We start from the raw sequence: 23,705 nt of genomic DNA, 5'->3' as shown, positions 1-23,705 counted from the left end.
CGTACCCTTCGCCGCGCGAGCGTCACGCGCCCATTGTCACCGAGCGCGGATCGAAGCCGAACGGCAGCTCCAGGCGGTGCTCCCGCATCAGCTCCTGGTCGGAGAGCAGTTCGCCGGTGCGGCCGTCCGCCGCGATCACGCCGTCGCTGAGGATCAGGGCACGGGGGCACAGTTCGAGGGCGTACGGCAGGTCGTGCGTGACCATGAGCACGGTCACGTCCAACGCGCGCAGGATGTCGGCGAGTTCGCGCCGTGAGGCGGGGTCGAGGTTGGACGACGGCTCGTCGAGGACGAGGATCTCCGGCTCCATCGCCAGCACGGTCGCGACGGCCACCCGGCGCCGCTGCCCGAAGGAGAGGTGGTGCGGCGGACGGTCGGCGAAGGCCTCCATGCCGACCTGTTCGAGCGCCGTGCGCACCCGCGCCTCCAGCTCGGGCCCCTTCAGTCCGGCGGAGGCGGGTCCGAAGGCCACGTCCTCGCGCACGCTCGGCATGAAGAGCTGGTCGTCCGGGTCCTGGAAGACGATGCCGACCTTCCGCCGGATCTCCGCCATGTGCTTCTTGCCGACGGGCAGCCCGGCGACCGTCACCGTCCCGGCGCCGCCGGTCAGGATGCCGTTGAGATGGAGCACGAGGGTCGTCTTGCCGGCGCCGTTCGGGCCGAGCAGGGCCACGCGCTCGCCCCGGCCGACCGTGAAGTCCACGCCGAAGAGGGCCTGATGCCCGTCGGGGTAGGCGAACGCCAGCCCGGCCACATCGAGCGAGGGCGCGGGGGAGGAGGGCGGGGGAGATGAGTTCACAAGGTCCATCCCAGCAGACATACGACGAGTGCGGCGCACGGCAGGGCGAAGGCGTACGACCACTGCGCGCGCGACGCGGTCACCTCGTCGATGACCGGCATCGAACCGGTGTAGCCCCGGCTCACCATGGCCAGGTGCACCCGTTCCCCGCGTTCGTAGGAGCGGATGAACAGGGCGCCCGCGGACTTGGCGAGGACGCCCCAGGAGCGGACGCCGCGGGCCTCGAAGCCGCGCGACTCCCGCGCGATCCGCATCCGCCGCATCTCGTCCGCGATGACGTCCCCGTACCGGATCATGAAGGACGCGATCTGTACGAGCAGGGGTGGCAGCCTCAGCCGCTGGAGGCCCAGGAGGAGTTCGCGCAGCTCGGTCGTCGAGGCGAGCAGCACGGACGCGGCGACGCCGAGGGTGCCCTTGGCGAGGACGTTCCAGGCGCCCCACAGGCCGTTCACGCTCAGGGAGAGACCGAGCACGTCGACCCGCTCGCCCTGCGCCACGAACGGCATCAGCACGGCGAAGGCCACGAACGGCACCTCGATGAGCAGCCGCTTCAGTACGAAGCCGGCGGGGACGCGGGCCGCGTACGCCACGCCCGCCAGCAGCAGCGCGTACAGCCCGAAGGCCCACATCGCCTCGCGCGGGGTGGAGACGACGACCAGCACGAAGGCGAAGACGGCGGCGAGCTTGGTGTGCGGCGGCAGGGCGTGCACGGGCGAGTGCCCGTGCCGGTAGAGCCGGTGCGCGTGGCCTGCTCCCATATCAGGCTCCCATGTCAGACGGACTCGCCGACCTGGGAGGGCCCGCTCTGGTTCTCGGGCGTACGGCGCCTGCGGACGGTCCAGAAGACGCCCGTGCCCGCGACGATCGTGACGCCCACGCCGATCACGCCCGCGAGGCCGCCGGAGATCCGGCTGTTCGTGAGGCCTTCGACGCCGTAGTCGGCGAGCGGCGAGTCGGCGGTTGCGTGGTCCTCGGCCTTGGCGTCGATTCCCTTGTCGGAGGCGACCTTCTCCAGGCCGTCGGGGTTCGCCGAGGCGTAGAAGCTGACGAATCCGGCGAGGACGAGGGAGGTCGCGAGCCCCGCCAGCCACACCTTGCGGTGGGACCGGGCGGCGACGGGGACGGGTTCGGCGGCGGGAGTGTCGACCAGTTCGCCGTTGACCCGCAGCTTCAGGGGCGCGGTCAGGCCGCGGGCCCCGTACACGAGGTCCGGTCGTACGGCGATGACGGCGCCGACCGTGAGGGCGGTGATCGCGGCCTCGCCGATGCCGATGAGGACGTGGACGCCGACCATGGCGGTGAAGACCTGCCCGATCGGAACGTCCGTGGTGCCCCCGATCGCGTAGATCAGGGTGAAGGCCGCGGCGGCGGCAGGGACGGAGATCACAGCGGCGGCGAACGCCGAGACGGTAATGGACCGACGCTTCCTGGGCAGGAGTTTTACGAGGCCGCGGAAGACGGCGTAGGCCACGACCGTGGTGACGACCGCCATGTTCGTGATGTTCACGCCCAGCGCGGTGAGGCCGCCGTCCGCGAAGAGGATGCCCTGCATGAGGAGCACGACGGAGACGCAGAGGACCCCGGTGAAGGGGCCCACGAGTATCGCGGCGAGTGCGCCTCCGAGCAGATGTCCGCTGGTGCCGGCCGCGACCGGGAAGTTCAGCATCTGCACGGCGAAGATGAACGCGGCGACCAGGCCCGCGAGCGGGGCCGTGCGTTCGTCCAGCTCACGGCGGGCGCCGCGCAGGCTCACCGCGACCGCCGTGGCGGCCACGGCTCCGGCGGCGACGGAGACGGGCGCGTTGATGAATCCGTCGGGCACGTGCATGGAGGGCTCCGCTTCCGGGGGCAGGCCGACAGTCGGTAACCGTTCGATGATAGTGGCTTAATGCGAACAGCTTGCAAGAGCGAGGCGACCTCGCATACGACTACGACTCATCTGGGGGCGCATATCGGAAAATATGCGACATTAGATATGGATCAGTTCAAAGAGGGAGCGATCGATGTCCGCCGTTGAGCAGTACGCGCGCGCCCACATCGTGACGGACGAGGCGCAGGATCCGCCCGCCGTGCCGGTGGCCCTTCGATACGACCCGGAGACCGACCCCCGACGGGTGCACATCATGCTGCCCGGCCACCACGAGTGGGTCTTCGCCCGCGACCTGCTCGAACAGGGGCTGCGGGCGCCGGCCGCCGCCGGTGACGTACGCATCTGGCCCTGCGGCCGGGTCCAGGCCGTCATGGAGTTCCACTCGGCGAAGGGAGTGGCGGTCGTGCAGTTCGAGGCGAAGACGCTGATCCGCTTCCTGCGCCGGACGTACACGGCCACCCCCGTGTCGTCGAACTGAACCGGCCGCCCCCGACCGGTTCAGCCGCCCCGGAGGGGCCGCACGCAGGTCGGCGGCGGCCGTGTGCCGGCCGGCAGGGGCCGCGCGCCGCTCGGCAGAGGCCCTACGTCGGTCAGCTGCCCGCCTTCAGCAGCGCCGCCACGATCGGTCCGGCCGTCTCGCCGCCGTGGCCGCCCTGCTGGACGACGCCCGCGGCGGCCAGATCGCCCTTCCAGGCCGTGAACCAGCCGTTGGGCTTCTTCTGGTTGTCGACCTCCGCGGAACCGGTCTTGGCCCCGAAGTCCGGGCCGAGCCCGGCCATCGCCTCGGCCGCCGTACCGGCCGCGGCCGTGTACTGCAGGAGCTCCTTGAGCTGGGCCTGCGTGTCGGCCGACAGCGAGCGGGACCCCTTCGCGAGCGTCCGGTCGTCGACGGTCGGAGACACCAGATAGGGCTGCCGGAACGTGCCCGTCTTGGCCGTGGCGACGACCGACGCCATGTTCAGCGGGTTCATCCGCACCCCGCCCTGCCCGATCAGCGAGGCCGCCTTCTGGGCCTGCGACTGCACCGGCACCGAACCGTCGAAGGTCGGCACCCCGATCGCCCAGTTGTCCATGCCGAGGCCGAACACCTGCTGCGCCTGCTTGGTCAGGTCGTCGTCGCTCAGCTTCTTCGCCTGGCTGATGAAGGCCGTGTTGCATGAGCGCGCGAAGCTCGCCTTGAACGTGCCGCCCTTGATCTCGAACTTGTCGTCGTTCTGGAACTTCCAGCCGCCGTACGTCGAGTACTTGGGGCAGGGGTGCTCCTTGTTCACCGACGCGAGCCCCTTGTCGATGAGCAGCGAGGCCGTCACGATCTTCATCGTCGAGCCGGGGGCCAGCGAGCCCTGGAACGCGGTGTTGAACCCGTGCCCCGAGTTCGCGACGGCCAGGATCTCGCCGGTCGACGGCCTGATCATGACCGCCGACGCCTTGGACTTCGCGGCCACCTGCTGCTCGGCGGTCGCCTGAAGGGCCGGGCTGAGCGTCGTACGGACCGTGCCCGGCGTGCCCTTGCTCAGCTCCAGCAGCGTCTTGTCGGGGTTCTTGTCGGAGGCGTCCGTCTTCTTCGCGGTGCCGGCGCCCTTGCCGCCCTTCGCGTCCTCGGAGCCGGCGCGGACCACCCGCAGCTCGACGCCCGCCTTGCCGCCGGCCTTCTTGCCGTACTTCTCCCGCAGACCGTCCAGGACCGTCCCGAGGGAGGGGTACTTGGCGGTGGTCAGCTCGCCGCCGTCCCGGTCCAGGGCCTTGACCGGGGGCGTCCCGGCCTCGCCGGTGACCAGCTTGTCGCCGTCCTCCAGCTCCGGGTGCACGACCGCCGCATGCCAGTCGACCAGGGGTTTCCCGTCCTTCTCGCGACGTACGACGGTCAGCTCGGACTCGTACGCGAGAGGCTTGGTCAGGGTCTTGTACGTGACCGTGCCCTTGACGGCGAACGGCACGGCGTCCCCGGAGCGCTTCTTGGCGGTGAGCGTCACGTCCTCGACGTACGCCTCCTTGCCGTAGCCCGTGAGCAGGGTGCGCGCCGCCGTGACGTCGTTCGTCGCCGCGGCGGCCTTCTCGACGTCACCGCTCTGCCAGGCCGTGAGGAAGGCGGTGGCCGTGGACTTCACCTCGGCCGCCGACAGCGGGCCGCTCTTCACGGACTTGGCGTCGGAGGACGGGCCCGCGTCGGCCACCGCTCCGCCGCCGTACAGGGCGTAGACGCCGAACCCCGCACCGCCCACGACAGCGGCGATCATCCCGCCGATGACGGCGGGCTTCGTCTTCGTCCTGCTGCGCTCAGGTGCGCGCCTTCTGTTCCCCACGGCTTCCGTTCCCTAGCTGCTTCCCCGACGCCTTCAACGGCTCTCCACGAGTTTCTGCCGGCTCTGAAGTCCCCGCACGCTCCCGAATCCCCACCGGCTCCACCAGAACGAGAGCACCAGCCTAGAGTCCCGGCCTGTGAGGGTGAGTTCAGCCTCCTGTCCGTAGCACAGCTGCGACAATCGGACCGGCCGCGTCCCCTCCGTGACCGCCCGCCTCCGTCATGGCCGCGGCGGCGATGTCGCCCCGGAAACCGGTGAACCAGCTGTCGGACTTCTCCTGGCCGTCGACGTCGGCGGAGCCGGTCTTGGCACCGATGTCACCGCCGAGCCCGGACATGGCCTGCGCGCCGGTGCCGCTGGTCGCGGTGAGCCGCATCATCTGCTTGAGCTGGGCGGCGGTGCCGGACGGCAGACCGCGGGCGGTGGCCAGCTGCCGGTCGTCGAGCTTCGGCGACACGAGGTAGGGCTGGTGGAACGTGCCCGTGATCGCGGTCGCGGTGACCGAGGCCATGTTCAGCGGGTTCATCTGGACCTCGCCCTGGCCGATGGCGTTGGCCGCGCGGTTCGGACCGCCGGACGCGGGGACGCTCCCGTCGAAGGAGACGACGCCCGTCTTCCAGTCCTTGCCGATCCCGAACCGCTCCTGCGCCTCGGTGGTGAGCGACTCGTCCGTGAGCGGCCGTTCGTCGGAGCCGTCGATGAGCTTCACGAAGGCCGTGTTGCACGAGCGCATGAAGCTGTTGGCGAGCGTGGCCTTCTCGTCGGGCTGCATGCCCGTGAGGTTCTTGAAGGTCTGGCTCTGCCAGGTCGCGGTGGCCGGACAGGGTGCCGGGCTGTTCATCGCGGTCACGCCGTTGTCGATGAACATCGCCGCGGTGACGATCTTCATGGTGGAGCCGGGGGCGACCTTGCCCTGGAACGCCGCGTTGAACCCGTCCCCGCGGTGGTTCGCGATCGCCAGGACCTCTCCGGTGCTCGGCTTCACGGCGACCACCGACGACTCCGCGTACCGCGTGACGGCCTTCTCCGCGGCGGCCTGCGCCCCCGCGCTGATCGTCGTACGCAGCTTGCCGGCCTTGCCCTCGGCGAGCGTCACCAGCGTGCTGTCCCCCGCACTCTCGCTCTCGTGCTGGATCGCGAGCTCGACACCGGGTGTGCCGCCCGCCTTGTCGCCGTACCGCTCGCGCAGGGTGTCGAGCACGGGCCCGAGGGAGGGGTACTTGTCCTTCGCCAGGACGACGCCGTCGCGGTCCACCGCCTCGATGGGCGGGCTCGCCGCCTCGCCCGTGACCAGCGTGTCGCCCCTCTTGAGGTCCGGGTGCAGAACGGCCGGCTGCCAGTCGACCAGCGCCCGCCCCGAGGTCTTCCCCCGCACGACGGCCAGCTCGCTCCGGTACGTCAGCGGCTTGCTCCTGCCCTCGTACGAGACGGTGGCCGACACCTCGAACGGCACGGTCGCGCCCGTCGCCGTACCGGGCGTGATCTTCACCTTCCCGATGTGCGCCTGGCCGCCGTAGGCAACGAGCAGTTCCTTGGCGGCCAGGGCGTTGTCGGTCAGGTCCGCGGCGGTGGGGGCATCCCCCTGCTCCCAGGCCGTGAAGAACTTCTCGGAGGTCTCCCGCACCTCGTCGCCGGAGGGCGGCCCGGTCCTCTCGGCCGCGGCGGCGGACCCCCCGTCCCCGCTGACGGCGGTCACGATGTTGTACGCGCCGTACCCCGCGCCCCCCACCATCACGGCGAACACTCCGCCGACGATGCCGACCTTGACCCCACTCCGCATCTCGCGTCCCCTCCCCGATCCTCCCCGTGCACCGTTCTGAACACGTTCAGAACGGTGTCCCTGCGTCGCACTGTATGCGGGGAGAGTGACGGATGGGGGTGCTGTTCCCCGATCGTTAGGCGCACGCCCCGGCGATCGCGACGCCGTCCTCGTAGAGGTGGTGCCGGGTGATCCGGCCGCCCTCGACGGTGAGGTGCAGCGCGAACGGCCCCTCGAAGGACTTCCCCGTCGCCCGCACGGTCCCCGACAGCCGCCCCGTCAGCACGGCGTCGGCGCCGTCGACGAGGAAGACGCCGACGGAGGCGCGCGCGTCCTCGGGCACGGTGTACTCCGTCAGCTCCGTGAACTGGGCGGCGCACTCGGCGCCGGTGGACCGCGGCCGGATCCACGGCACACCGGGATTCTCGGCGAGCATCCAGTCGACCCGCTCGGCGAAGATCTCGACGAGCCGCCCGGTGTCCCCGGCCATCCGGGCGGCGAGGAACTCCTGCACGACGGCACGGGTGGCTTCGCCGACGACGTCCGCCGTTGCGTTGGACCTGCTGGACCTGCTGGACCTGACGGTCATGACGCTCTCCTCGCTACCGCGACCGGACCCCGGCGACGGTTGCCGCCGAGGTGCCTGATCCTGCCGGGAGCGGGGAGAGCGGTCGATTACTCCGGAGGTAAGGGGACGGGAGTGAGGGGACGGGGGTGACTGGCGGGCTAGACCCAGGTGTCCAGCCACATGCGGGCCCGCCAGTTGTCGATCGGGATCGCCTGGCCCGTGTAGATCGGCCAGAAGTAGATGAAGTTCCAGGCGATCAGGAGGACCAGGACTCCGGTGGCCGCCGCGCCGACGACCCGGCGGCGTTCCGAGGCGCCCGGCGGGCCCAGCATCGCGCCGATCATCATCGCCACCGCCAGGCACAGGAACGGGAGGAAGACGACCGCGTAGAAGAAGAAGATCGTGCGTTCCTGGTAGAGGAACCACGGGAGGTAGCCCGCCGCGATGCCGCAGACGATCGCGCCCGCCCGCCAGTCGCGGCGGAAGATCCAGCGCCACAGGACGTACAGGATCGCGAAGGCCGCCGCCCACCACAGGAGCGGGGTGCCGAGGGCCAGGACCTCGCGGGCGCACTTCTCGCCCGCGTCCGTCGGGCAGCCGTCCTTGCCGGGCAGCGGCGACTCGTAGAAGTACGAGACCGGGCGGCCCGTGACGATCCAGCTCCACGGGTTCGACTGGTACGTGTGCGGGGAGTGCAGGCCGACATGGAAGTCGTACACCTGCGTCTCGTAGTGCCACAGGCTGCGCCACCAGTCGGGGAACAGCCAGGACCAGTCGCTGGTGCGGCCGTCGGCCGTGGCCCAGTTGCGGTAGTAGCCGCCCTTGCCGTCGGTGGCGGACAGGATCCAGCCCGTCCAGGAGAGGAGGTAGGTGGCGATCGCCACCGGGACCGTGGAGAGGAACGCCCAGCCCACGTCGTGCTTGAGGACCGCCACGTACGGGCGGCGGGCACCCGCCACCCGCCGCGAGCCGACGTCCCACAGGACCGTCATCAGGCCGAACGCGACGAGGATGTAGAGGCCGTTCCACTTCGTGCCGATGGCCAGGCCGAGCATCAGACCCGCCAGCAGGCGCCAGGGGCGGCGGCCGAGGCGGGTGGTCATGGCGAGGTGCGAGTCCGGGCGTACGACCCCGTCGGCGTCCGGCGGAAGCGCGGCGGCCAGGCGTTCGCGGGTCTTGTCGCGGTCGACGACCAGGCAGCCGAAGGCCGCGAGGACGAAGAACATCAGCACCTGGTCGAGCAGCGCGGTGCGGCTCATCACGAAGTGCAGGCCGTCCACCGCCATCAGCGCGCCCGCCAGGCACCCGAGGAACGTCGAACGGAACAGGCGGCGGCCGATCCGGCACAGCATCAGCACGGACAGCGTGCCGAGCAGGGCCGTCATGAACCGCCAGCCGAACGGCGTGAACCCGAACATCCACTCGCCGAGCCCGATGACGTACTTGCCGACCGGCGGGTGCACCACGTAGGCGGCGTCCGTCGGGATCTTGACGTTCGCGCCGCTCTGCAGGATCAGGTCGTTGGCGTCCTTGGCCCAGTTGACCTCGAATCCGCGGTGGATGAGCGCCCAGGCGTCCTTGGCGTAGTACGTCTCGTCGAATATCACCGCCTTCGGGCTGCCCAGGTTCCAGAACCGCATCAGGCCCGCCAGCAGCGTGATGAGCAGCGGGCCGCCCCACGCCGACCAGCGGACGATGCGTTCGGCGGCCTCCTGGCGGAGCCCGATCGCCGCCCACAGACGTGGGCCGGGCTCGGTGTACGCGGGCACGAGGCGGTCGCGGACGTCGTCTCTGGATCCGGCCGCGTAGCCGAACCTGCGCAGCCGCTGCTGCCACGACGGCCGCTGCTCTTCGACGCCCTGTCCCTGCCGGGTGTCCGTGGAGGACGCGGTACTTGTCACCGCGCCATCGTAGGGAACAGGTCTGTGTGAGTCCCGCGGGCCGCCCCTGCGAGGATGGAACCGTGACAGGAACCGGTGGAACCGCGGCAGGAATCCTCGTACTCGCAGGCACGCCCATCGGGGACATCGCGGACGCACCGCCCCGTCTCGCGGCGGAGCTGGCGGGGGCCGACGTCATCGCCGCCGAGGACACCCGGCGGCTGCGGCGGCTGACCCAGGGCCTCGACGTCCAGCCGACCGGACGGGTCGTCTCCTACTTCGAGGGCAACGAGTCCGCGCGTACGCCCGAACTGGTCGAGGCGCTGGTCGGCGGCGCGCGCGTGCTGCTCGTGACCGACGCCGGGATGCCGTCCGTGTCCGACCCCGGCTACCGGCTCGTCGCCGCCGCCGTCGAGAAGGACATCAAGGTCACGGCCGTGCCCGGCCCGTCCGCGGTGCTCACCGCGCTCGCGCTGTCCGGGCTGCCCGTCGACCGGTTCTGCTTCGAGGGATTCCTGCCGCGCAAGGCCGGCGAACGGCTCTCGCGGCTGCGCGAGGTCGGGGACGAGCGGCGCACGCTCGTCTTCTTCGAGGCCCCGCACCGGCTCGACGACACCCTTGCGGCGATGGCCGAGGTGTTCGGCGCCGAGCGGCGGGCCGCCGTCTGCCGCGAGCTGACCAAGACGTACGAGGAGGTCAAGCGGGGCCCGCTCGGGGACCTCGCCGTCTGGGCCGCGGAGGGCGTACGCGGTGAGATCACCGTCGTCGTCGAGGGCGCCCCCGAGAAGACCGAGGTGCTCGGCCCCGAGGAACTGGTGCGCAGGGTGCGGGTGCGCGAGGAGGCGGGGGAGCGGCGCAAGGAGGCCATCGCCGCCGTCGCCGCGGACGCGGGCGTACCCAAGCGGGAGGTCTTCGACGCGGTCGTCGCGGCGAAGAACGCCGAGCGCGCGGGCCCCTGAACGATCTTCGGAGCGCCCCCCGAGGAACCCCCGGCGAGGCCCCCGTGAGACCCCTGAGCGACCCCCGCGACGAGCGGGTGAACGAGCACGTGACCTGCTGAAAGAGAGTGCGGCCGACCCCGCCCGGGGAGCGCGCGGGTCCTCAGGGGAGCGCACGATTTCACAGGGGAGCGCACCGGCCCATGCGCTCGCAAAGGACCGCCGTCGAAAGCAAAGCCCCGACCGGGTATCGAGGGCCCTCCGACAAGGAACGGCCAAGACGGCTCCAACACTCGACAGGGGCGGTGCATTCGCGTCGGCGGAGGCGTCCACTGGAGGAAGGACAGACCCGTCCTCGTCCAGCGGACAAGAGGAGCTGGCATGAGTGAGATCGCAGGGCAGCCCGGTCGGATCACCGGCGGGCCCGCACACCGCGTCGACGCCGTCACGGCCGCCGACACCGTCCACGAGTCGTATTCCTTCGCCTGCATGCGCTGCGGGCACGGCTGGGAGCAGTCGTACGAGATCGAGCACCACTTCGACACCGAAGGAGCCGAGTTCGTGACGTACGTGGCGGACGGCCTGATCGTGCCGTCGCCGCTGAGCCGGCCGAGCTGCGTGAACTGCGACGGGCACATCGTGCGCATCATGCGGGCCGGCCAGGTGTCCTCGGCGCAGAACTCGATGCGCCGCGCGCTGTCCGTACCTCCGATGAAGCGGGCCACGGTCACCGTGGTGCCGGCGGAGGGGGCGCAGCCGCCCGAGGTGGCGCAGCTGCCGGAGACGGCGACGGCGGCCAAGCCCGTCCACCACTGGCATCTGTCCGACCTGCTGCACCCGTTCCACCACCGCAAGGCGGGGTGACTCCCGGGCACCCCAGGGCGCCGGGTCCACCTCCCGCGGACAGCTTCCCCGCGGGACGGGACCCGGCGTTCCGCTGCCGCGAGGCCCTCTTCGTAGGATCGGGGTATGCCTTCCAACGCCGAAGCACCGCCCCTGCCGGACACCCTGCGGGTACCGGTGGCCGACTCGCACACCCATCTCGACATGCAGTCCGGCACGGTCGAGGAGGGCCTCGCCAAGGCCGCGTCGGTGGGCGTGACGACGGTCGTGCAGGTGGGCTGCGACCTCAAGGGCTCGCGCTGGGCGGCCGAGACGGCCGCCGCGTACGACGCCGTCCACGCGACCGTCGCCCTCCACCCGAACGAGGCGCCCCGGATCGTGCACGGGGACCCTGGGGGCACCTCCCAGCCCCCTGGGGCTGGGGGAGGATGGTCGCGGCAGGGCGCCAGGGAGGGCGGTGGCGCGGGCGCGCTCGACGAGGCGCTCGCCGAGATCGACCGGCTCGCCGCGCTCGCCCAGGTCAAGGGCGTCGGCGAGACCGGCCTCGACCACTTCCGCACCGGCCCCGAGGGCATCGCCGCCCAGGAGCTGTCCTTCCGCGCGCACATCGAGATCGCCAAGCGGCACGGCAAGGCGCTCGTCATCCACGACCGGGACGCCCACGCCGACGTGCTGCGCATCCTGAAGGAGGAGGGCGCGCCCGAGCGGACCGTCTTCCACTGCTACTCCGGGGACGCGGAGATGGCCGCGGTCTGCGCCCGCGCCGGCTACTACATGTCGTTCGCCGGGAACATGACCTTCAAGAACGCGCAGCCGCTGCGCGACGCCCTCGCCGTGGCGCCGCTCGAACTCGTCCTCGTCGAGACCGACGCGCCCTTCCTGACGCCCGTCCCGTACCGCGGACGGCCCAACGCCCCCTATCTCATTCCGGTCACGGTCCGCGCCATGGCCGCCGTACGGGGGCTCGACGAGGACGTGCTGGCGACGGCGCTCTCGGCGAACACCGCCCGCGCGTTCGATTACTGACCCCTCACGGACAGCGCGCTCCCGGGGCCCGGCCCGGGCGCTTCGCGACACTGCGTGGTCGCGCTGCTTTGGAGAGTGACGAACGCTCCGCTAGGTTCTGTCCGCCCACCCGCCTTCCCTCAACCCGAAGGAGCCCCGCGGGCGTACCTCTCTCCACCGGTTCTTCTGGAGCGTGCCGTCGTGAGCAGTCCGCAGTACGAGACGTATGGCCCGAACCATGGCCCGAACGTGAACCCGAGCCCGGCACACGGGCACGCGGACCACGGCGGTCACGGCGATCCGGAGCCGTACGGCCACGGCCACGGCCATCCGGACACGTATCGGCCCGCGTACGAGCACGTGCCCGCCCACGAGTACGGCAACAGGCACGGGCCCGTGTACGCGTACGGGCTTGAGCACGAGCCCGCGTACCGACACGAGTACGGGCACGGATACGTGCACCCCGGCGAAGCCTGGTTCCCGGACGCGCCGACGCTTCCGCGGCAGGCGGTCCCCCTCGCCCCGACCTCCGAACTGACCACCGAACTCTTCAACGGCCCGGCCGCCCGGTCCGGTGGACGGGCCGCAGCCCGGCGGGCCAAGCGGCGCCGCAGGAGCGCGGAGCGGCCCGACGTACGCAAGCTGATCCCGCAGGCGCTGGTCGTCGCCTTCCTCGCGGGCGGCACCACCGCCTTCGTCGCCGACGACAAGGCGATCGAACTGACCGTCGACGGCAAGCCCCGCACCCTGCACACCTTCGCGGACGACGTCGGCGAACTGCTCGCCGACGAAGGGGTCCGGGTGGGCGCCCACGACGTGGTGACCCCCGCCCCCGGAGCAGCCCTGACCAGCGGCGCGGAGATCGCCGTGGAGTACGGGCGGCCCCTGCGGCTCACCCTGGACGGGCGGTCGAGCCACGTGTGGACCACCGCCCACACCGTGGACGAGGCACTGCGCGAACTGGGCGTGCGCGCGGAGGGCGCGTACCTGTCGGTGCCGCGCGCCCGGCAGATCGGACGGGCCGGGCTCGCGCTCGACGTCCGTACCGAGCGGACCGTGACGGTCATGGCGGACGGCCAGGCGCGCACGGTCCGTACGAACGCGGCGACGGTCCGCGAGACCGTGGACGAGGCCGGGATCACGCTGCACGGCCAGGACACCACCTCCGTGCCGGCCGACAGCTTCCCGCGCGACGGGCAGACGGTGACGATCATGCGGATCACCGGCACGAAAGAGGTCCGCGAGGAACCGCTGCCCTTCGAGGTGCACCGGACCCAGGACGCCGGGCTGTTCCGGGGCACCGAGGTCGTCGAGCAGGCGGGGCGGCCCGGGCTGCGGCGCGTCACCTACGCGCTGCGGACCGTCAACGGCGTCCGGCAGAAGCCGCGGCGGCTGCGGTCCGAGGTGGTGCGGGAGCCTCGGGCGCAGGTCGTGAAGGTGGGGACGAAGCCGCTTCCCACATCCGTGCAGGGGGCCGACCGGCTGAACTGGCAGGGGCTCGCGCACTGTGAGTCCGGGGGGCGGCCGGGGGCGGTCGATCCGTCCGGGACGTACGGCGGGCTGTACCAGTTCGACACGCGGACCTGGCAGGCGCTGGGCGGGGCGGGGCGTCCGCAGGACGCTTCCGCGGCGGAGCAGACGTTCCGGGCGAAGAAGTTGTATGTGCGGCGGGGGGCCAGTCCCTGGCCGCACTGTGGGGGGCGGTTGTAGGGGTCGTCCCACCGGGGCTGCGCCCCGGGCCCCGTGGGATTTCGTCCGCGGGCCCGGTGGGGGCCGGTCGCGCAGTTCCCCGCGCCCCTGAAAGGCGGGGCTGCGCCCCTGGCCTCGTGGGGTTTCGTCCGCGGGCCCGGTGGGGGCCGGTCGCGCAGTTCCCCGCGCCCCTCAGGGCGGGGCTGCGCCCCTGGCCTTGTGGGGTTTTGTCTGCGGGTTCGGTGGGGGCTTGTCGCGCAGTTCCTCGCGCCCCTGGAAGGCGGGGCTGCGCCCTGCCTTTCTTCTTTCAGCCTGTCCGGCGTTTGAGGACGAGCGCGTCAGCGCGATGGGGGTGTGGGGGCGCAGCCCCCGCGGACGGGAGTCGGCCGTGGTCACCCTTACCCTTGGGGCGTGACCAGCCCCGCCTCCGACGCCCTCCTGGGCCCCGCCGACATCCGCGAACTCGCGGCAGCCCTCGGCGTACGGCCCACCAAGCAGCGCGGTCAGAACTTCGTCATCGACGCCAACACCGTGCGGCGCATCGTCCGGACCGCCGGCGTCCGTCCCGAGGACGTGGTCGTCGAGGTCGGGCCGGGCCTCGGGTCGCTGACCCTGGGCCTCCTGGAGGCGGCCGACCGGGTCGTCGCCGTCGAGATCGACGACGCCCTCGCGGGCGCGCTGCCCGCCACGATCGCCGCCCGCATGCCGGACCGCGCCGAGCGGTTCTCGCTCGTCCACGAGGACGCCATGCAGGTGTCCGAGCTGCCGGGCCCCGCCCCGACGGCCCTGGTCGCGAACCTCCCGTACAACGTCGCCGTGCCCGTGCTGCTGCACATGCTCGACACCTTCCCCACCATCGAGCGCACGCTCGTGATGGTGCAGGCGGAGGTCGCCGACCGGCTGGCCGCGCCGCCCGGCTCGAAGGTCTACGGCGTGCCCTCCGTGAAGGCGAACTGGCACGCCGACGTGAAGCGCGCCGGATCGATCGGCCGCAATGTCTTCTGGCCCGCCCCGAACGTGGACAGCGGGCTCGTCTCGCTGGTCCGCCGCGCGGAGCCGGTGAAGACGACCGCCACGAAGCGTGAGGTCTTCGCCGTCGTGGACGCCGCCTTCGCCCAGCGGCGCAAGACCCTGCGGGCCGCGCTGGCCGGCTGGGCCGGTTCGGCGCCGGCCGCCGAGGCCGCGCTGGTCGCCGCGGGTGTCTCGCCGCAGGCGCGCGGTGAGTCCCTGACGGTGGAGGAGTTCGCACGGATCGCGGAGAACAAGCAGTGAGCGGGGCGGACGGCGTGACGGAGAGCACGACGGGAAGCGTGACGGTACGGGTTCCCGCCAAGGTCAATGTCCAGCTGGCCGTGGGCGCGGCCCGGGCCGACGGGTTCCACGACCTCGCCAACGTGTTCCTCGCCGTCGGGCTGTACGACGAGGTGACGGTGACCCCCGCGGACACCCTCCGGATCACCTGCGAGGGGCCCGACGCGGCCCAGGTACCCCTGGACCGTACGAACCTGGCGGCGCGGGCGGCGGAGAAGCTGGCCGCGCGGTACGGACGCCGGGCCGATGTGCACATCCACATCGCGAAGGACATCCCGGTCGCCGGGGGCATGGCGGGCGGCTCCGCCGACGGCGCGGGCGCGCTGGTCGCCTGCGACGCCCTCTGGGGTACGGGGGCCTCGCGGGACGAGCTCCTGGAGATCTGCGCCGAACTCGGCAGCGATGTGCCGTTCAGCCTGGTCGGCGGGGCCGCGCTCGGGACCGGGCGCGGGGAGAAGCTGCGGGTCCTTCCGGTCGGGGGGAGCTTCCACTGGGTGTTCGCCGTCGCCGACGGGGGGCTGTCGACGCCGGCGGTGTACGGGGAGTTCGACCGGCTCAACGACGGCGTCGCGGTGCCCGAGCCGGTTGCCTCCGGGGTGCTGCTCGATGCGCTGGCCTCGGGGGACGTCTCCGCGCTGGCCTCGGCCGTGACCAATGACCTCCAGGGTGCGGCGTTGTCCTTGCGGCCGTCGCTGGCCTCGACGCTGGCCGTCGGGGTCGACGGTGGGGCGTCGGCCGCGATCGTGTCGGGGTCCGGGCCCACGACGGCGTTCCTTGTCGCCGACGCGGAGGCCGGTGCGAAGGTTGTCGACGCGCTGGTGGCGGCGGGGGTCTGTCGTGCCGCGCGTGTGGCTGTGGGGCCGGTGAGCGGGGCTGTTCTTGTGTGACCTGCGCGGTTGTGTGCCGAGGGCGCTTGCGCGTGCGGGTGTGTGGGGGCGGGCCCAAAAGATTGCGCAGTTCCCCGCGCCCCTAAAAGCGACAAGACTGCGCAGTTCCCCGCGCCCCTGGGGGCTGCGCCCCCGAAAAAGACTGCGGCGTTCCCCGCGCGCCTGAACGTTCCCGCCCACCCTTCCTGGGCGCCCGGAAGGATCATCCTTGTGGGCGACTACCCTGGAAGGTCGATCGATCCCCCTTGTCAGGAGTGCGATGGCCGTCAATCTGGTCAATGTCGAGGCAGTCAGCAAGGTGTACGGAACCCGTGCGCTGCTCGACGGAGTCTCCCTCGGCGTGTCCGAAGGGGACCGGATCGGGGTGGTCGGCCGTAACGGTGATGGCAAGACCACGCTGATCCGCATGCTCGCGAAGCTGGAGGAGGCCGACTCCGGGCGCGTCACGCACTCGGGCGGCCTGCATGTCGGCGTGCTCACCCAGCACGACTCCCTGGACCCCGCGGCCACCGTCCGGCACGAGGTGATCCGGGACATGGCCGACCACGAGTGGGCGGGCAACGCCAAGATCAGGGACGTACTGACGGGCCTGTTCGGCGGGCTCGACCTGCCCGGCTTCCCGCAGGGCCTCGACACCGTGATCGGACCGCTCTCCGGCGGTGAGCGGCGGCGCATCGCGCTGGCCAAACTGCTCATCGACGAGCAGGACCTGATCATCCTCGACGAGCCCACCAACCACCTCGACGTGGAAGGCATCGCCTGGCTGGCGCAGCATCTGCGCGAGCGCCGGTCCGCCCTCGTCTGCGTCACCCACGACCGGTGGTTCCTGGACCAGGTCTGCACCCGCATGTGGGACGTGCAGAAGGGTGACGTCTACGACTACGAGGGCGGTTACACCGACTACGTCTTCGCGCGCGCCGAGCGGGAGCGCATCGCCGCCACCGAGGAGGTCAAGCGGCAGAACCTGGTCCGTAAGGAGCTGGCCTGGCTGCGGAGGGGCGCCCCGGCCCGTACGTCGAAGCCGCGCTTCCGCGTCGAGGCCGCCAACGAGCTGATCGCGGACGTGCCGCCGCCCCGCGACAGCAGCGAGCTGATGAAGTTCGCCTCGTCCCGGCTCGGCAAGACGGTCTTCGAGCTGAAGGACGTCACCGTGCAGGCCGGACCCAAGGTGCTCCTCAAGCATCTGACCTGGCAGCTCGGTCCGGGCGACCGGATCGGTCTGGTCGGTGTGAACGGCGCGGGCAAGACGTCCCTCCTGCGGGCCATGGCGGAGGCCGCCCGTTCCGACGGCGAGACGCAGCCCGCCGCGGGCCGGGTCGTCACCGGCCGGACCGTCAAGCTCGCCTACCTCTCCCAGGAGGTCGGCGAACTCGACCCGAACCTGCGGGTGCTGCAGGCCGTCCAGGCGGTCCGCGACCGGGTCGACCTCGGCAAGGGCCGTGAGATGACCGCGGGCCAGCTCTGCGAGACCTTCGGGTTCAACAAGGAGAAGCAGTGGACGCCCGTCGGCGACCTCAGCGGCGGTGAGCGCCGCCGGCTGCAGATCCTGCGGCTGCTGATGGACGAGCCGAACGTCCTCTTCCTCGACGAGCCGACGAACGACCTCGACATCGAGACCCTCACCCAGCTGGAGGACCTCCTCGACGGCTGGCCCGGCTCCCTGATCGTGATCTCCCACGACCGGTTCTTCATCGAGCGCACGACCGACCGGGTCTTCGCGCTCCTCGGCGACGCGACCCTGCGGATGCTCCCGCGCGGTATCGACGAGTACCTGGAGCGGCGCCACAAGATGGAGGAGGCCGCCGCGGCCTCGGCTCCGGCCGCGGACAAGGGTGCTTCCCCCGCCGCGGTATCGGCCAAGGAGGACCGCGCGGCGAAGAAGGAACTCCAGAAGATCGAGCGGCAGCTGGACAAGATCTCCGAGAAGGAGAGCAAGCTGCACACGCAAATCGCCGATAACGCCACGGACTTCGGGAAGGTGGCCAAACTGGACGGCGAGCTACGCGAACTGGCCACCGAGCGCGAGGAGTTGGAAATGCGCTGGCTGGAGCTCGCCGACGACGCGTGAAGAGCGCGTGAACAAGCGTAACGAGGGCATCACGGGCCGGTTCTCCCTTGGAAACAGGGAAGAACCGGCCCGGTGTTCGAGCGCTCCAGGGTGATAGAAAGAGCCGTCTGGGAACACTCTCAGGCCCTATGACAACCACTGTGAGTGCATCGCCTGCTGCGGTGCGTACTGCAGGGCATGGCTAAAAATCAGTGAAGAGGGGGAACGCGCTGATGACTCAGCCGCCTGAAAAGCCGTCGCAGCAGGGCGGGTTCGGAGCGCCGCAGGACCAGCCGCCGCAGGGCGGCTTCGGACCTCCGCAGGACCCGCGGGGCGCCACGCCGCCACCGCCCGCCCAGCCGCCGGCGGCCCCGCCGCCCCCGCAGGGCGCTCCACAAGGCCCCCCGCAGACGCCCCCGCCGCCTCCGCAGGGCGCGCCGGGCACCCCGCCGCCGCCCGCGCCCGGTTACGGCTACCCGCAGCAGCCCGGCCCGTACGGGCAGCCCCAGCAGCCCGGTCCATACGGCTATCCGCAGCAGCCGGGCCCGTACGGCCAGCCCGGTCCCTACGGTCAGCCGCAGCAACAGGGGCCTTACGGCCAGCAGCAGCCCGGGTACGGCTACCCGACGCAGCCGCAGTTCCCGGGCGGGCCCGGCACCCCGCCCGGCGGCGGCTCCCGCGGTCCCTTCAAGGGCAAGCCCGCCGCGATCATCGGGGCGGCGCTGGCCGCCGTGCTCGTCGTCGGCGCCACCGTGCTCGTCGTCACCAGTGGCGACGACGACGGTGACGGCAAGAAGAAGCCCCTCGCCGACAAGAGCCAGGACGCCAAGCCCTCCGGGTCCGACGCGCCCGTCAACCCCGGTGACGGCAACGGCGACGGCAACGCGGGTTCCGAGGACCTCAACGAGGGCCGCCAGGCCGGTGAGGCGAAGGTGCTCTGGTACAAGGAGGCGCCCGACGCCCCCGGTTCGGGCGCCGACGCCCCCGGCATGTGGATCACGGACAAGGTCGCCGTGAAGGCCGCGTACAAGCAGCTCTTCGCCTACGACGTCGGTGACGGCAAGGTCAGCTGGCCCGCGATCACGTTCCCGCAGCCGATCTGTGCCGCGTCCGCCCAGAAGACGTCCGACGACAAGGTCTTCGTGGCGTACAAGGAGGGCACCAAGTCCTCCGCCGAGTGCAACCAGGTCGTGGAGGTCGACCTCGCCACGGGCAAGAAGGGCTGGACCCAGAAGATCCCGAAGGGCGACCTGTTCGACAGCTCCCTCAGCCTCAGCCTGAACATCTCCGGGAACACGCTGCTGGTCGGCCGTTCCATGTCCGGCGTCGGCTACGACACGGGCAGCGGCGACAAGCTCTTCGACAAGAAGAAGTACGGCAACTCCTGCTTCCCGTCGGCGTTCGCGGGTGGCGCCAAGCTGCTCTCCGTCTCCTCCTGCGGCGCGGGCGGCGACGACGAGCACGACGAGGTGCAGGAGCTCGACCCGGCGACCGGCAAGGCCAAGTGGACCAAGAAGATCCCCAAGGGCTGGCGCGTGGAGCGCGCGTACTCCGTCGATCCGGTCGTCCTCTACCTCACCAACGCGGACAAGAAGCAGTGGAACGTCACCGCGCTGAAGAACGACGGCACGGCCCGTTCGCAGGTCGACGTCGACGAATCGTTCGCGCCGGAGTGCGGCTGGGCGATCCTCTCGCGTGACCTCCAGGGCTGCGAGGGCGTGACGGCCGACGCCAACACCCTCTATCTGCCGACCGAGGCGAAGAGCGGCGCCAACGAGATCGTCGCGATCAGCCTGGAGAGCGGCAAGGAGAAGTGGCGCGCCAAGTCCCCGGTGGACGATTCGATGGTGCCCCTGAAGATGGACGGCACGGACCTCGTCGCGTACGTGGGGCCCTCGTACGACGCGGGCGGCCGGATCGTCTCGATCCCGACCGGCGGCGGTGCGCACACCCCGAAGACGCTGCTGCAGAACCCGCAGGGCGCGGCGGACGTGGAGAACGGTTTCTTCTCGAAGGCCGTCGACTGGGTGGACGGGCGCTTCTACCTCTCCACCACCCGGCTGACCGGCAACGACCAGTCGAAGGAGAAGCTGATGCTGGCCTACGGCAAGTGACCCGGCCGGTCTCCGCCTCCGCCGGTTCCGTCGCTCGCGCCCTCGGCGGGCGCGACGGCCCCACCCGCGCCTCCGGCGTCACGCGCGTCTCCAGCGTCACACGCGCCTTCCGCGCCCTCCGCGTCCCCTCCGTCCCCTTCGCACCCGAGGTACACACGTCATGAGCCAGCCGCCGCCCCCGCCGCCGAACCAGCCGCCCCAGGGTGGCGGTTTCGGCGCCCCGCAGGACCCGCCCCCGGGCGGGTTCGGTCCGCCCACGCCGCCCGCCGGGCCCCCGCAGCAGCCCCAGCCGGGCTACGGCTACCCGCAGGCGCCCCCGCCCCAGGGGCCTCCGCAGACCCCGCCCCCGGCCGGCCCGCCCGCCGCGCCGCAGGGCCCGCCGCAGCAGCCGTACGGCTACCCGCAGGGACCCCCGCAGCCGCCGACCGTGCCCGGTTACGGCTACCCGGGCCAGCAGCCGCCGCAGGGGTACGGCTACCCGGGGCAGCAGCCCCAGTACGGCTATCCGCAGCCCCACACCATGCCGATGCAGCCGCAGGCCCCCAAGGGCGGGAAGAAGTTCGGCGCCCAGGCGGCGATCATCGTCGCGGCCGTGGTGGCGATCGGGCTGATCGTCGGCGCCGGTGTCTGGTACGCGAGTTCGTCCGGCAAGGACGACAAGGACACCTCCGCGGGCCCCGGCGGGACCGAGGGCAAGGACGGCGACAACGATGGCGGCAGCACGGGCGGCGGTGGCGGCGGCTCGGAGAAGGTGCCGTCCAGCACCGGTGCGAAGGTCCTCTTCCAGCTGCCCGCGCCCGAGGTCCCCAAGAAGGAGGTCTGGAGCGTGGAGGGTTCCTGGCTGACGGACAAGGTGTACGCCAAGGCGGGCGTACGCAAGGTCGTCGGCCACGACCCGGACACCGGCAAGGAGACCTGGACCCTGCCGTTGACGGGCCTGACCTGCGCCGGCTCGCCCGAGGTGACCAAGGACGGGGTCGCCGTGGTGGTCGCGGAGGACGCCCCGCGCACCAAGGCCGACCCGTACCCGTCGTGCACCGAGGTCACGGCCTTCGACATGAACACCGGCAAGGCGCTCTGGACGAAGTCCGTGGCCCCGGGCGGCGGTGAGAAGGCCAAGTTCAAGGAGGTCAGCATCACCGGCACCACGGTCGCGGCGGGCTCCGGCCTCGACGGCGGCGCCGCCTTCGACATCGCCGACGGCAAGGTCCTGTGGCAGCCGAAGGTCAGCTCGTGCGAGGACGTCGGCTACGCGGGCGGCGAGCAGCTGGTCGCGGTCCGCAAGTGCGGTGACTACGGCAACGAGAAGTACGAGGTCCAGCGCCTCGACCCGAAGACGGGCACCGTCAAGTGGAGCTACAAGCTCCCCTCGGGCATCGACAACGCCAAGGTCATCTCCACCAAGCCGGTCGTCTTCGGTGTGGACTCCGGCGAGATCACCGCGTCCGGCGCGACCGACATCTTCTCGCTGGACGACAGCGGCAAGCTGCGGACGAAGATCACGCTGGAGGACGGCAAGTACGGGCACGACTGCGGTGTGAACAAGGTCCACAGCTGCAAGGCGATCGCGGTCGGCAACGACAAGCTGTACGTGCCCACCAAGCAGCACGAGGGCGACGAGAAGTACAGCCGTGTCAACGAGATCGTGTCGTTCTCGCTGGCCACCGGCAAGTCCACGAGCGACCGGGCCGACGCGGGCGACGGCTACGAGATCTGGCCGGTCAGGATGGACGGCACCGACATCATCGCGTACAAGAACGGCCCCTACGACAAGGGTTCCCAGGTCGTCTCCATCGACGGCAAGTCCTTCAAGGAGACCAAGCTCCTGGAGACCCCGGCCACCGACCAGGTCCGCAGCGCGATCAGCGGAATGGTGCCCAAGTCCTCGGAGATGCTGTACACGGCCGGCCGGCTCTTCATGGCCGAGGACCTGGTCAGCGCCCCGTACTCGAAGGACGAGAAGGACTACACGGCGATCGGGTTCGGCGCCGAGTAGCCCGTGCGACGCCCCCGCGCTCCACGCGACGCCCCCGCCGCCCGTTTCCCGGGCGGCGGGGGCGTCGCGCTGTACTGCCGAAAGGACAGCGGGACAGGAGGCAGTGGCAGGGGGCATGAGGGCACGGGGGCAGAAAGACAGCGAGACGGCCGGGAAATGGTCCAAGGGCGATACAGGGTGGTCAAACAGTGGTCCGGGTCAGGCTTGTTCGCTGCGGAGTGTGGCAAGTTGCCCCCCTGCGCTCGACGGAGACCCATGATCAAAGGAGACTTCCGGGTGTATACCCGTGTGTCGGGGCGGGGAAGTTGTCTCCCGCGCGCCGTTCCGCGAATGAGATGAATCTTGACATTGCGGGGCACTTCTCTCCACTGGGGGAAGCGCAACGTCGAACAAGCGTGTAGCTTCCGGGGGATGGAGAGCCGGGGGGCTCCTATCCATGGGGTACCAGTAGGGATCCTGGGGGGACTGGGGGGTTGGGCTCGATGGGAGTGCGGCTCATGGTGGTCGACGACCACCGACTGCTCGCCGAGGCGCTCGCCTCGGCCTTGAAACTGCGCGGGCACCGTGTGCTGGCCGCGGCCGCGCCCGCCGCGGGAGCGGCGGAGCTGGTGATCACCAGGGCGCCCGAGGTGTGCCTGATCGGTACGGCCACGCCTGCCGAACCGGGCATCTTCGACCCGGTGGTGAAGATCAAACGGGAGCGGCCGCAGGTCGCGGTGCTGGTCCTCGGGCCGGTGCCCAACCCGCGCGGCATCGCCGCCGCGTTCGCCGCCGGCGCCTCCGGCTACGTACGGCACGACGAGCGCATAGAGGGTGTCGAACGCGCCATCATGAAGGCCCGCGCGGGGGAGGCGGCGGTGGCGCCGCAGCTCCTCCAGGGCGCCTTCAGCGAGCTGCTCAACCCGGCCGCGCAGCCCGACGACGAGGGGCAGCGGCTGCTCCAGATGCTGACGCCCCGCGAGGTGGAGGTGCTGGTGCGGGTGGCCGACGGCGAGGACACGCGGCTCATCGCGGCCGGCATGGGCATAGCGCCGAGCACCGCCCGCACGCACGTACAGCGGGTCCTGATGAAGCTGGGCGTGGGCTCCCGCCTGGAAGCCGCAGCCCTGGCGGCCCGCACGGGCCTACTGGACCGAGCGGGCTCACTGACCCACCACACACCAGCGGGCCAGACCCCGGACATCTGAGACCCCGGTGGGGCAAGCCCCGTCAGGGGAACGGCGCGCCCAGCCCCCACCGGCTGGCAGGCGACGAGCGTTTTTGGGGGCGCGGGGAACTGCGCCACCAGCCCCCACCGGCCCGCGGTGAACGAACTCCCGGAGGGGGGAGGTCGGCTCGGGCCCGTCGGCCGTCACACCTTCGAGGGCCCCTCCGCAGAGGATTCGCCCGGCACAGGCGGAGCCGCAGGCCGCACCCACAGCCAGCCCAGGAAGAACAGGCCCAGGGCCAGCATCCCCAACCCCGTCCAGAGGTTGATATTGACCCCCTCCGCCTTGTCGATGTCCGCATCGGACGCGGTGATCCCGGCGATCGTCACGATGATCCCGTAGACCACGAAGAGGCCGCCGATGATGCGGCGGATGTCGAAGAGCCGGGCCGCGGTGGCCGACTTTCCCTGCAGTTCGGTGACTTCGCGATGGACGTCACGCTCGGAGTGCTCGCTCATGGGCTGTCGATCCTTCGGTGACGGTGACGG

At 71.3% G+C, this 23,705-nt stretch carries 19 protein-coding genes; 11 read left to right on the top strand and 8 right to left on the bottom strand.

The window, feature by feature from the left end; genetic code table 11:
• Positions 1–22: 22 nt before the first annotated feature.
• From ACZ60E_RS40775 to ACZ60E_RS40765, 3 genes are read right to left on the bottom strand one after another with little or no spacing between them, the layout of a single operon-like run.
• A complete protein-coding gene (locus tag ACZ60E_RS40775; RefSeq protein ID WP_469447207.1) occupies positions 23–808 on the bottom strand; it encodes an energy-coupling factor ABC transporter ATP-binding protein in 786 nt (261 codons plus the stop codon).
• Positions 796–1,557 (bottom strand): cobalt ECF transporter T component CbiQ, encoded by a 762-nt coding sequence (cbiQ, locus tag ACZ60E_RS40770; RefSeq protein ID WP_384811043.1) that lies wholly within the window; start codon positions 1,555–1,557, stop codon positions 796–798. The genes ACZ60E_RS40775 and cbiQ overlap by 13 nt, the downstream gene beginning before the upstream one ends.
• A 14-nt stretch (positions 1,558–1,571) precedes the next feature.
• Positions 1,572–2,627, bottom strand: a complete 1,056-nt coding sequence (locus ACZ60E_RS40765) for an energy-coupling factor ABC transporter permease (RefSeq protein ID WP_384811046.1) — start codon at positions 2,625–2,627, stop codon at positions 1,572–1,574.
• Between the two features lie 175 nt (positions 2,628–2,802).
• On the opposite strand from ACZ60E_RS40765, the gene ACZ60E_RS40760 reads away from it, so the two are divergent.
• Positions 2,803–3,147 carry an SsgA family sporulation/cell division regulator gene (locus ACZ60E_RS40760; RefSeq protein WP_469447205.1) on the top strand — a complete coding sequence of 115 codons (345 nt, stop codon included), beginning with the start codon at positions 2,803–2,805 and terminating at the stop codon, positions 3,145–3,147.
• A gap of 112 nt (positions 3,148–3,259) precedes the next feature.
• Here the strand turns inward: ACZ60E_RS40760 and ACZ60E_RS40755 are convergent, their stop codons facing one another.
• From ACZ60E_RS40755 to ACZ60E_RS40740, 4 genes are all read right to left on the bottom strand, one after another.
• Positions 3,260–4,972, bottom strand: a complete 1,713-nt coding sequence (locus ACZ60E_RS40755; RefSeq protein WP_469447203.1) for a penicillin-binding transpeptidase domain-containing protein — start codon at positions 4,970–4,972, stop codon at positions 3,260–3,262.
• Positions 4,973–5,120: 148 nt separating this feature from the next.
• Positions 5,121–6,752 carry a penicillin-binding transpeptidase domain-containing protein gene (locus ACZ60E_RS40750; protein WP_469447202.1) on the bottom strand — a complete coding sequence of 544 codons (1,632 nt, stop codon included), beginning with the start codon at positions 6,750–6,752 and terminating at the stop codon, positions 5,121–5,123.
• 115 nt (positions 6,753–6,867) lie between these two features.
• Positions 6,868–7,320, bottom strand: a complete 453-nt coding sequence (locus ACZ60E_RS40745; RefSeq protein WP_469447201.1) for a nuclear transport factor 2 family protein — start codon at positions 7,318–7,320, stop codon at positions 6,868–6,870.
• Between the two features lie 137 nt (positions 7,321–7,457).
• Positions 7,458–9,200: a dolichyl-phosphate-mannose--protein mannosyltransferase gene (locus tag ACZ60E_RS40740; protein ID WP_469447200.1), complete on the bottom strand. Its 1,743-nt coding sequence runs from the start codon at positions 9,198–9,200 to the stop codon at positions 7,458–7,460.
• Positions 9,201–9,262: 62 nt separating this feature from the next.
• Here ACZ60E_RS40740 and rsmI point away from each other — a divergent pair, with 62 nt between their 5' ends.
• The 10 genes from rsmI to ACZ60E_RS40690 all read left to right on the top strand — a co-directional run bounded on the left by rsmI (position 9,263) and on the right by ACZ60E_RS40690 (position 23,196).
• On the top strand, positions 9,263–10,138 hold the full coding sequence (gene rsmI, locus ACZ60E_RS40735) for a 16S rRNA (cytidine(1402)-2'-O)-methyltransferase (RefSeq protein ID WP_384811063.1): 876 nt from the start codon (positions 9,263–9,265) through the stop codon (positions 10,136–10,138).
• A 360-nt stretch (positions 10,139–10,498) separates the two neighbouring features.
• Positions 10,499–10,981 (top strand): hypothetical protein, encoded by a 483-nt coding sequence (locus tag ACZ60E_RS40730; protein ID WP_469447199.1) that lies wholly within the window; start codon positions 10,499–10,501, stop codon positions 10,979–10,981.
• A 105-nt stretch (positions 10,982–11,086) separates the two neighbouring features.
• Positions 11,087–11,986, top strand: a complete 900-nt coding sequence (locus tag ACZ60E_RS40725; protein WP_469447197.1) for a TatD family hydrolase — start codon at positions 11,087–11,089, stop codon at positions 11,984–11,986.
• Between the two features lie 180 nt (positions 11,987–12,166).
• Positions 12,167–13,675 carry a ubiquitin-like domain-containing protein gene (locus tag ACZ60E_RS40720; RefSeq protein ID WP_469447196.1) on the top strand — a complete coding sequence of 503 codons (1,509 nt, stop codon included), beginning with the start codon at positions 12,167–12,169 and terminating at the stop codon, positions 13,673–13,675.
• 390 nt (positions 13,676–14,065) lie between these two features.
• Positions 14,066–14,926: a 16S rRNA (adenine(1518)-N(6)/adenine(1519)-N(6))-dimethyltransferase RsmA gene (gene rsmA, locus ACZ60E_RS40715; protein WP_384811074.1), complete on the top strand. Its 861-nt coding sequence runs from the start codon at positions 14,066–14,068 to the stop codon at positions 14,924–14,926.
• A 14-nt stretch (positions 14,927–14,940) separates the two neighbouring features.
• Complete coding sequence (locus tag ACZ60E_RS40710; protein ID WP_469447195.1) at positions 14,941–15,852, top strand: 4-(cytidine 5'-diphospho)-2-C-methyl-D-erythritol kinase; 912 nt, start codon at positions 14,941–14,943, stop codon at positions 15,850–15,852.
• Between the two features lie 259 nt (positions 15,853–16,111).
• The gene (locus tag ACZ60E_RS40705) at positions 16,112–17,920 is read left to right on the top strand and encodes an ABC-F family ATP-binding cassette domain-containing protein (protein WP_384811080.1); all 1,809 of its coding nucleotides are present in this window, start codon (positions 16,112–16,114) and stop codon (positions 17,918–17,920) included.
• Positions 17,921–18,132: 212 nt separating this feature from the next.
• Positions 18,133–20,013, top strand: coding sequence for an outer membrane protein assembly factor BamB family protein (locus ACZ60E_RS40700; RefSeq protein ID WP_469447192.1), 1,881 nt, complete (start codon positions 18,133–18,135; stop codon positions 20,011–20,013).
• Positions 20,014–20,173: 160 nt separating this feature from the next.
• Complete coding sequence (locus ACZ60E_RS40695) at positions 20,174–22,009, top strand: outer membrane protein assembly factor BamB family protein (protein WP_469447191.1); 1,836 nt, start codon at positions 20,174–20,176, stop codon at positions 22,007–22,009.
• A 482-nt stretch (positions 22,010–22,491) separates the two neighbouring features.
• Positions 22,492–23,196, top strand: a complete 705-nt coding sequence (locus ACZ60E_RS40690; RefSeq protein ID WP_469447190.1) for a helix-turn-helix transcriptional regulator — start codon at positions 22,492–22,494, stop codon at positions 23,194–23,196.
• A gap of 164 nt (positions 23,197–23,360) precedes the next feature.
• On the opposite strand, the gene ACZ60E_RS40685 is transcribed toward ACZ60E_RS40690, so the two are convergent.
• Positions 23,361–23,675 (bottom strand): hypothetical protein, encoded by a 315-nt coding sequence (locus ACZ60E_RS40685; protein ID WP_469447188.1) that lies wholly within the window; start codon positions 23,673–23,675, stop codon positions 23,361–23,363.
• Positions 23,676–23,705 lie beyond the last annotated feature (30 nt).

The sequence above is a fragment of the Streptomyces sp. NPDC102514 genome (assembly GCF_055584525.1).
Note: the sequence above shows the minus strand (reverse complement) of the source record. Positions and strands in the feature narration are given on the sequence as shown.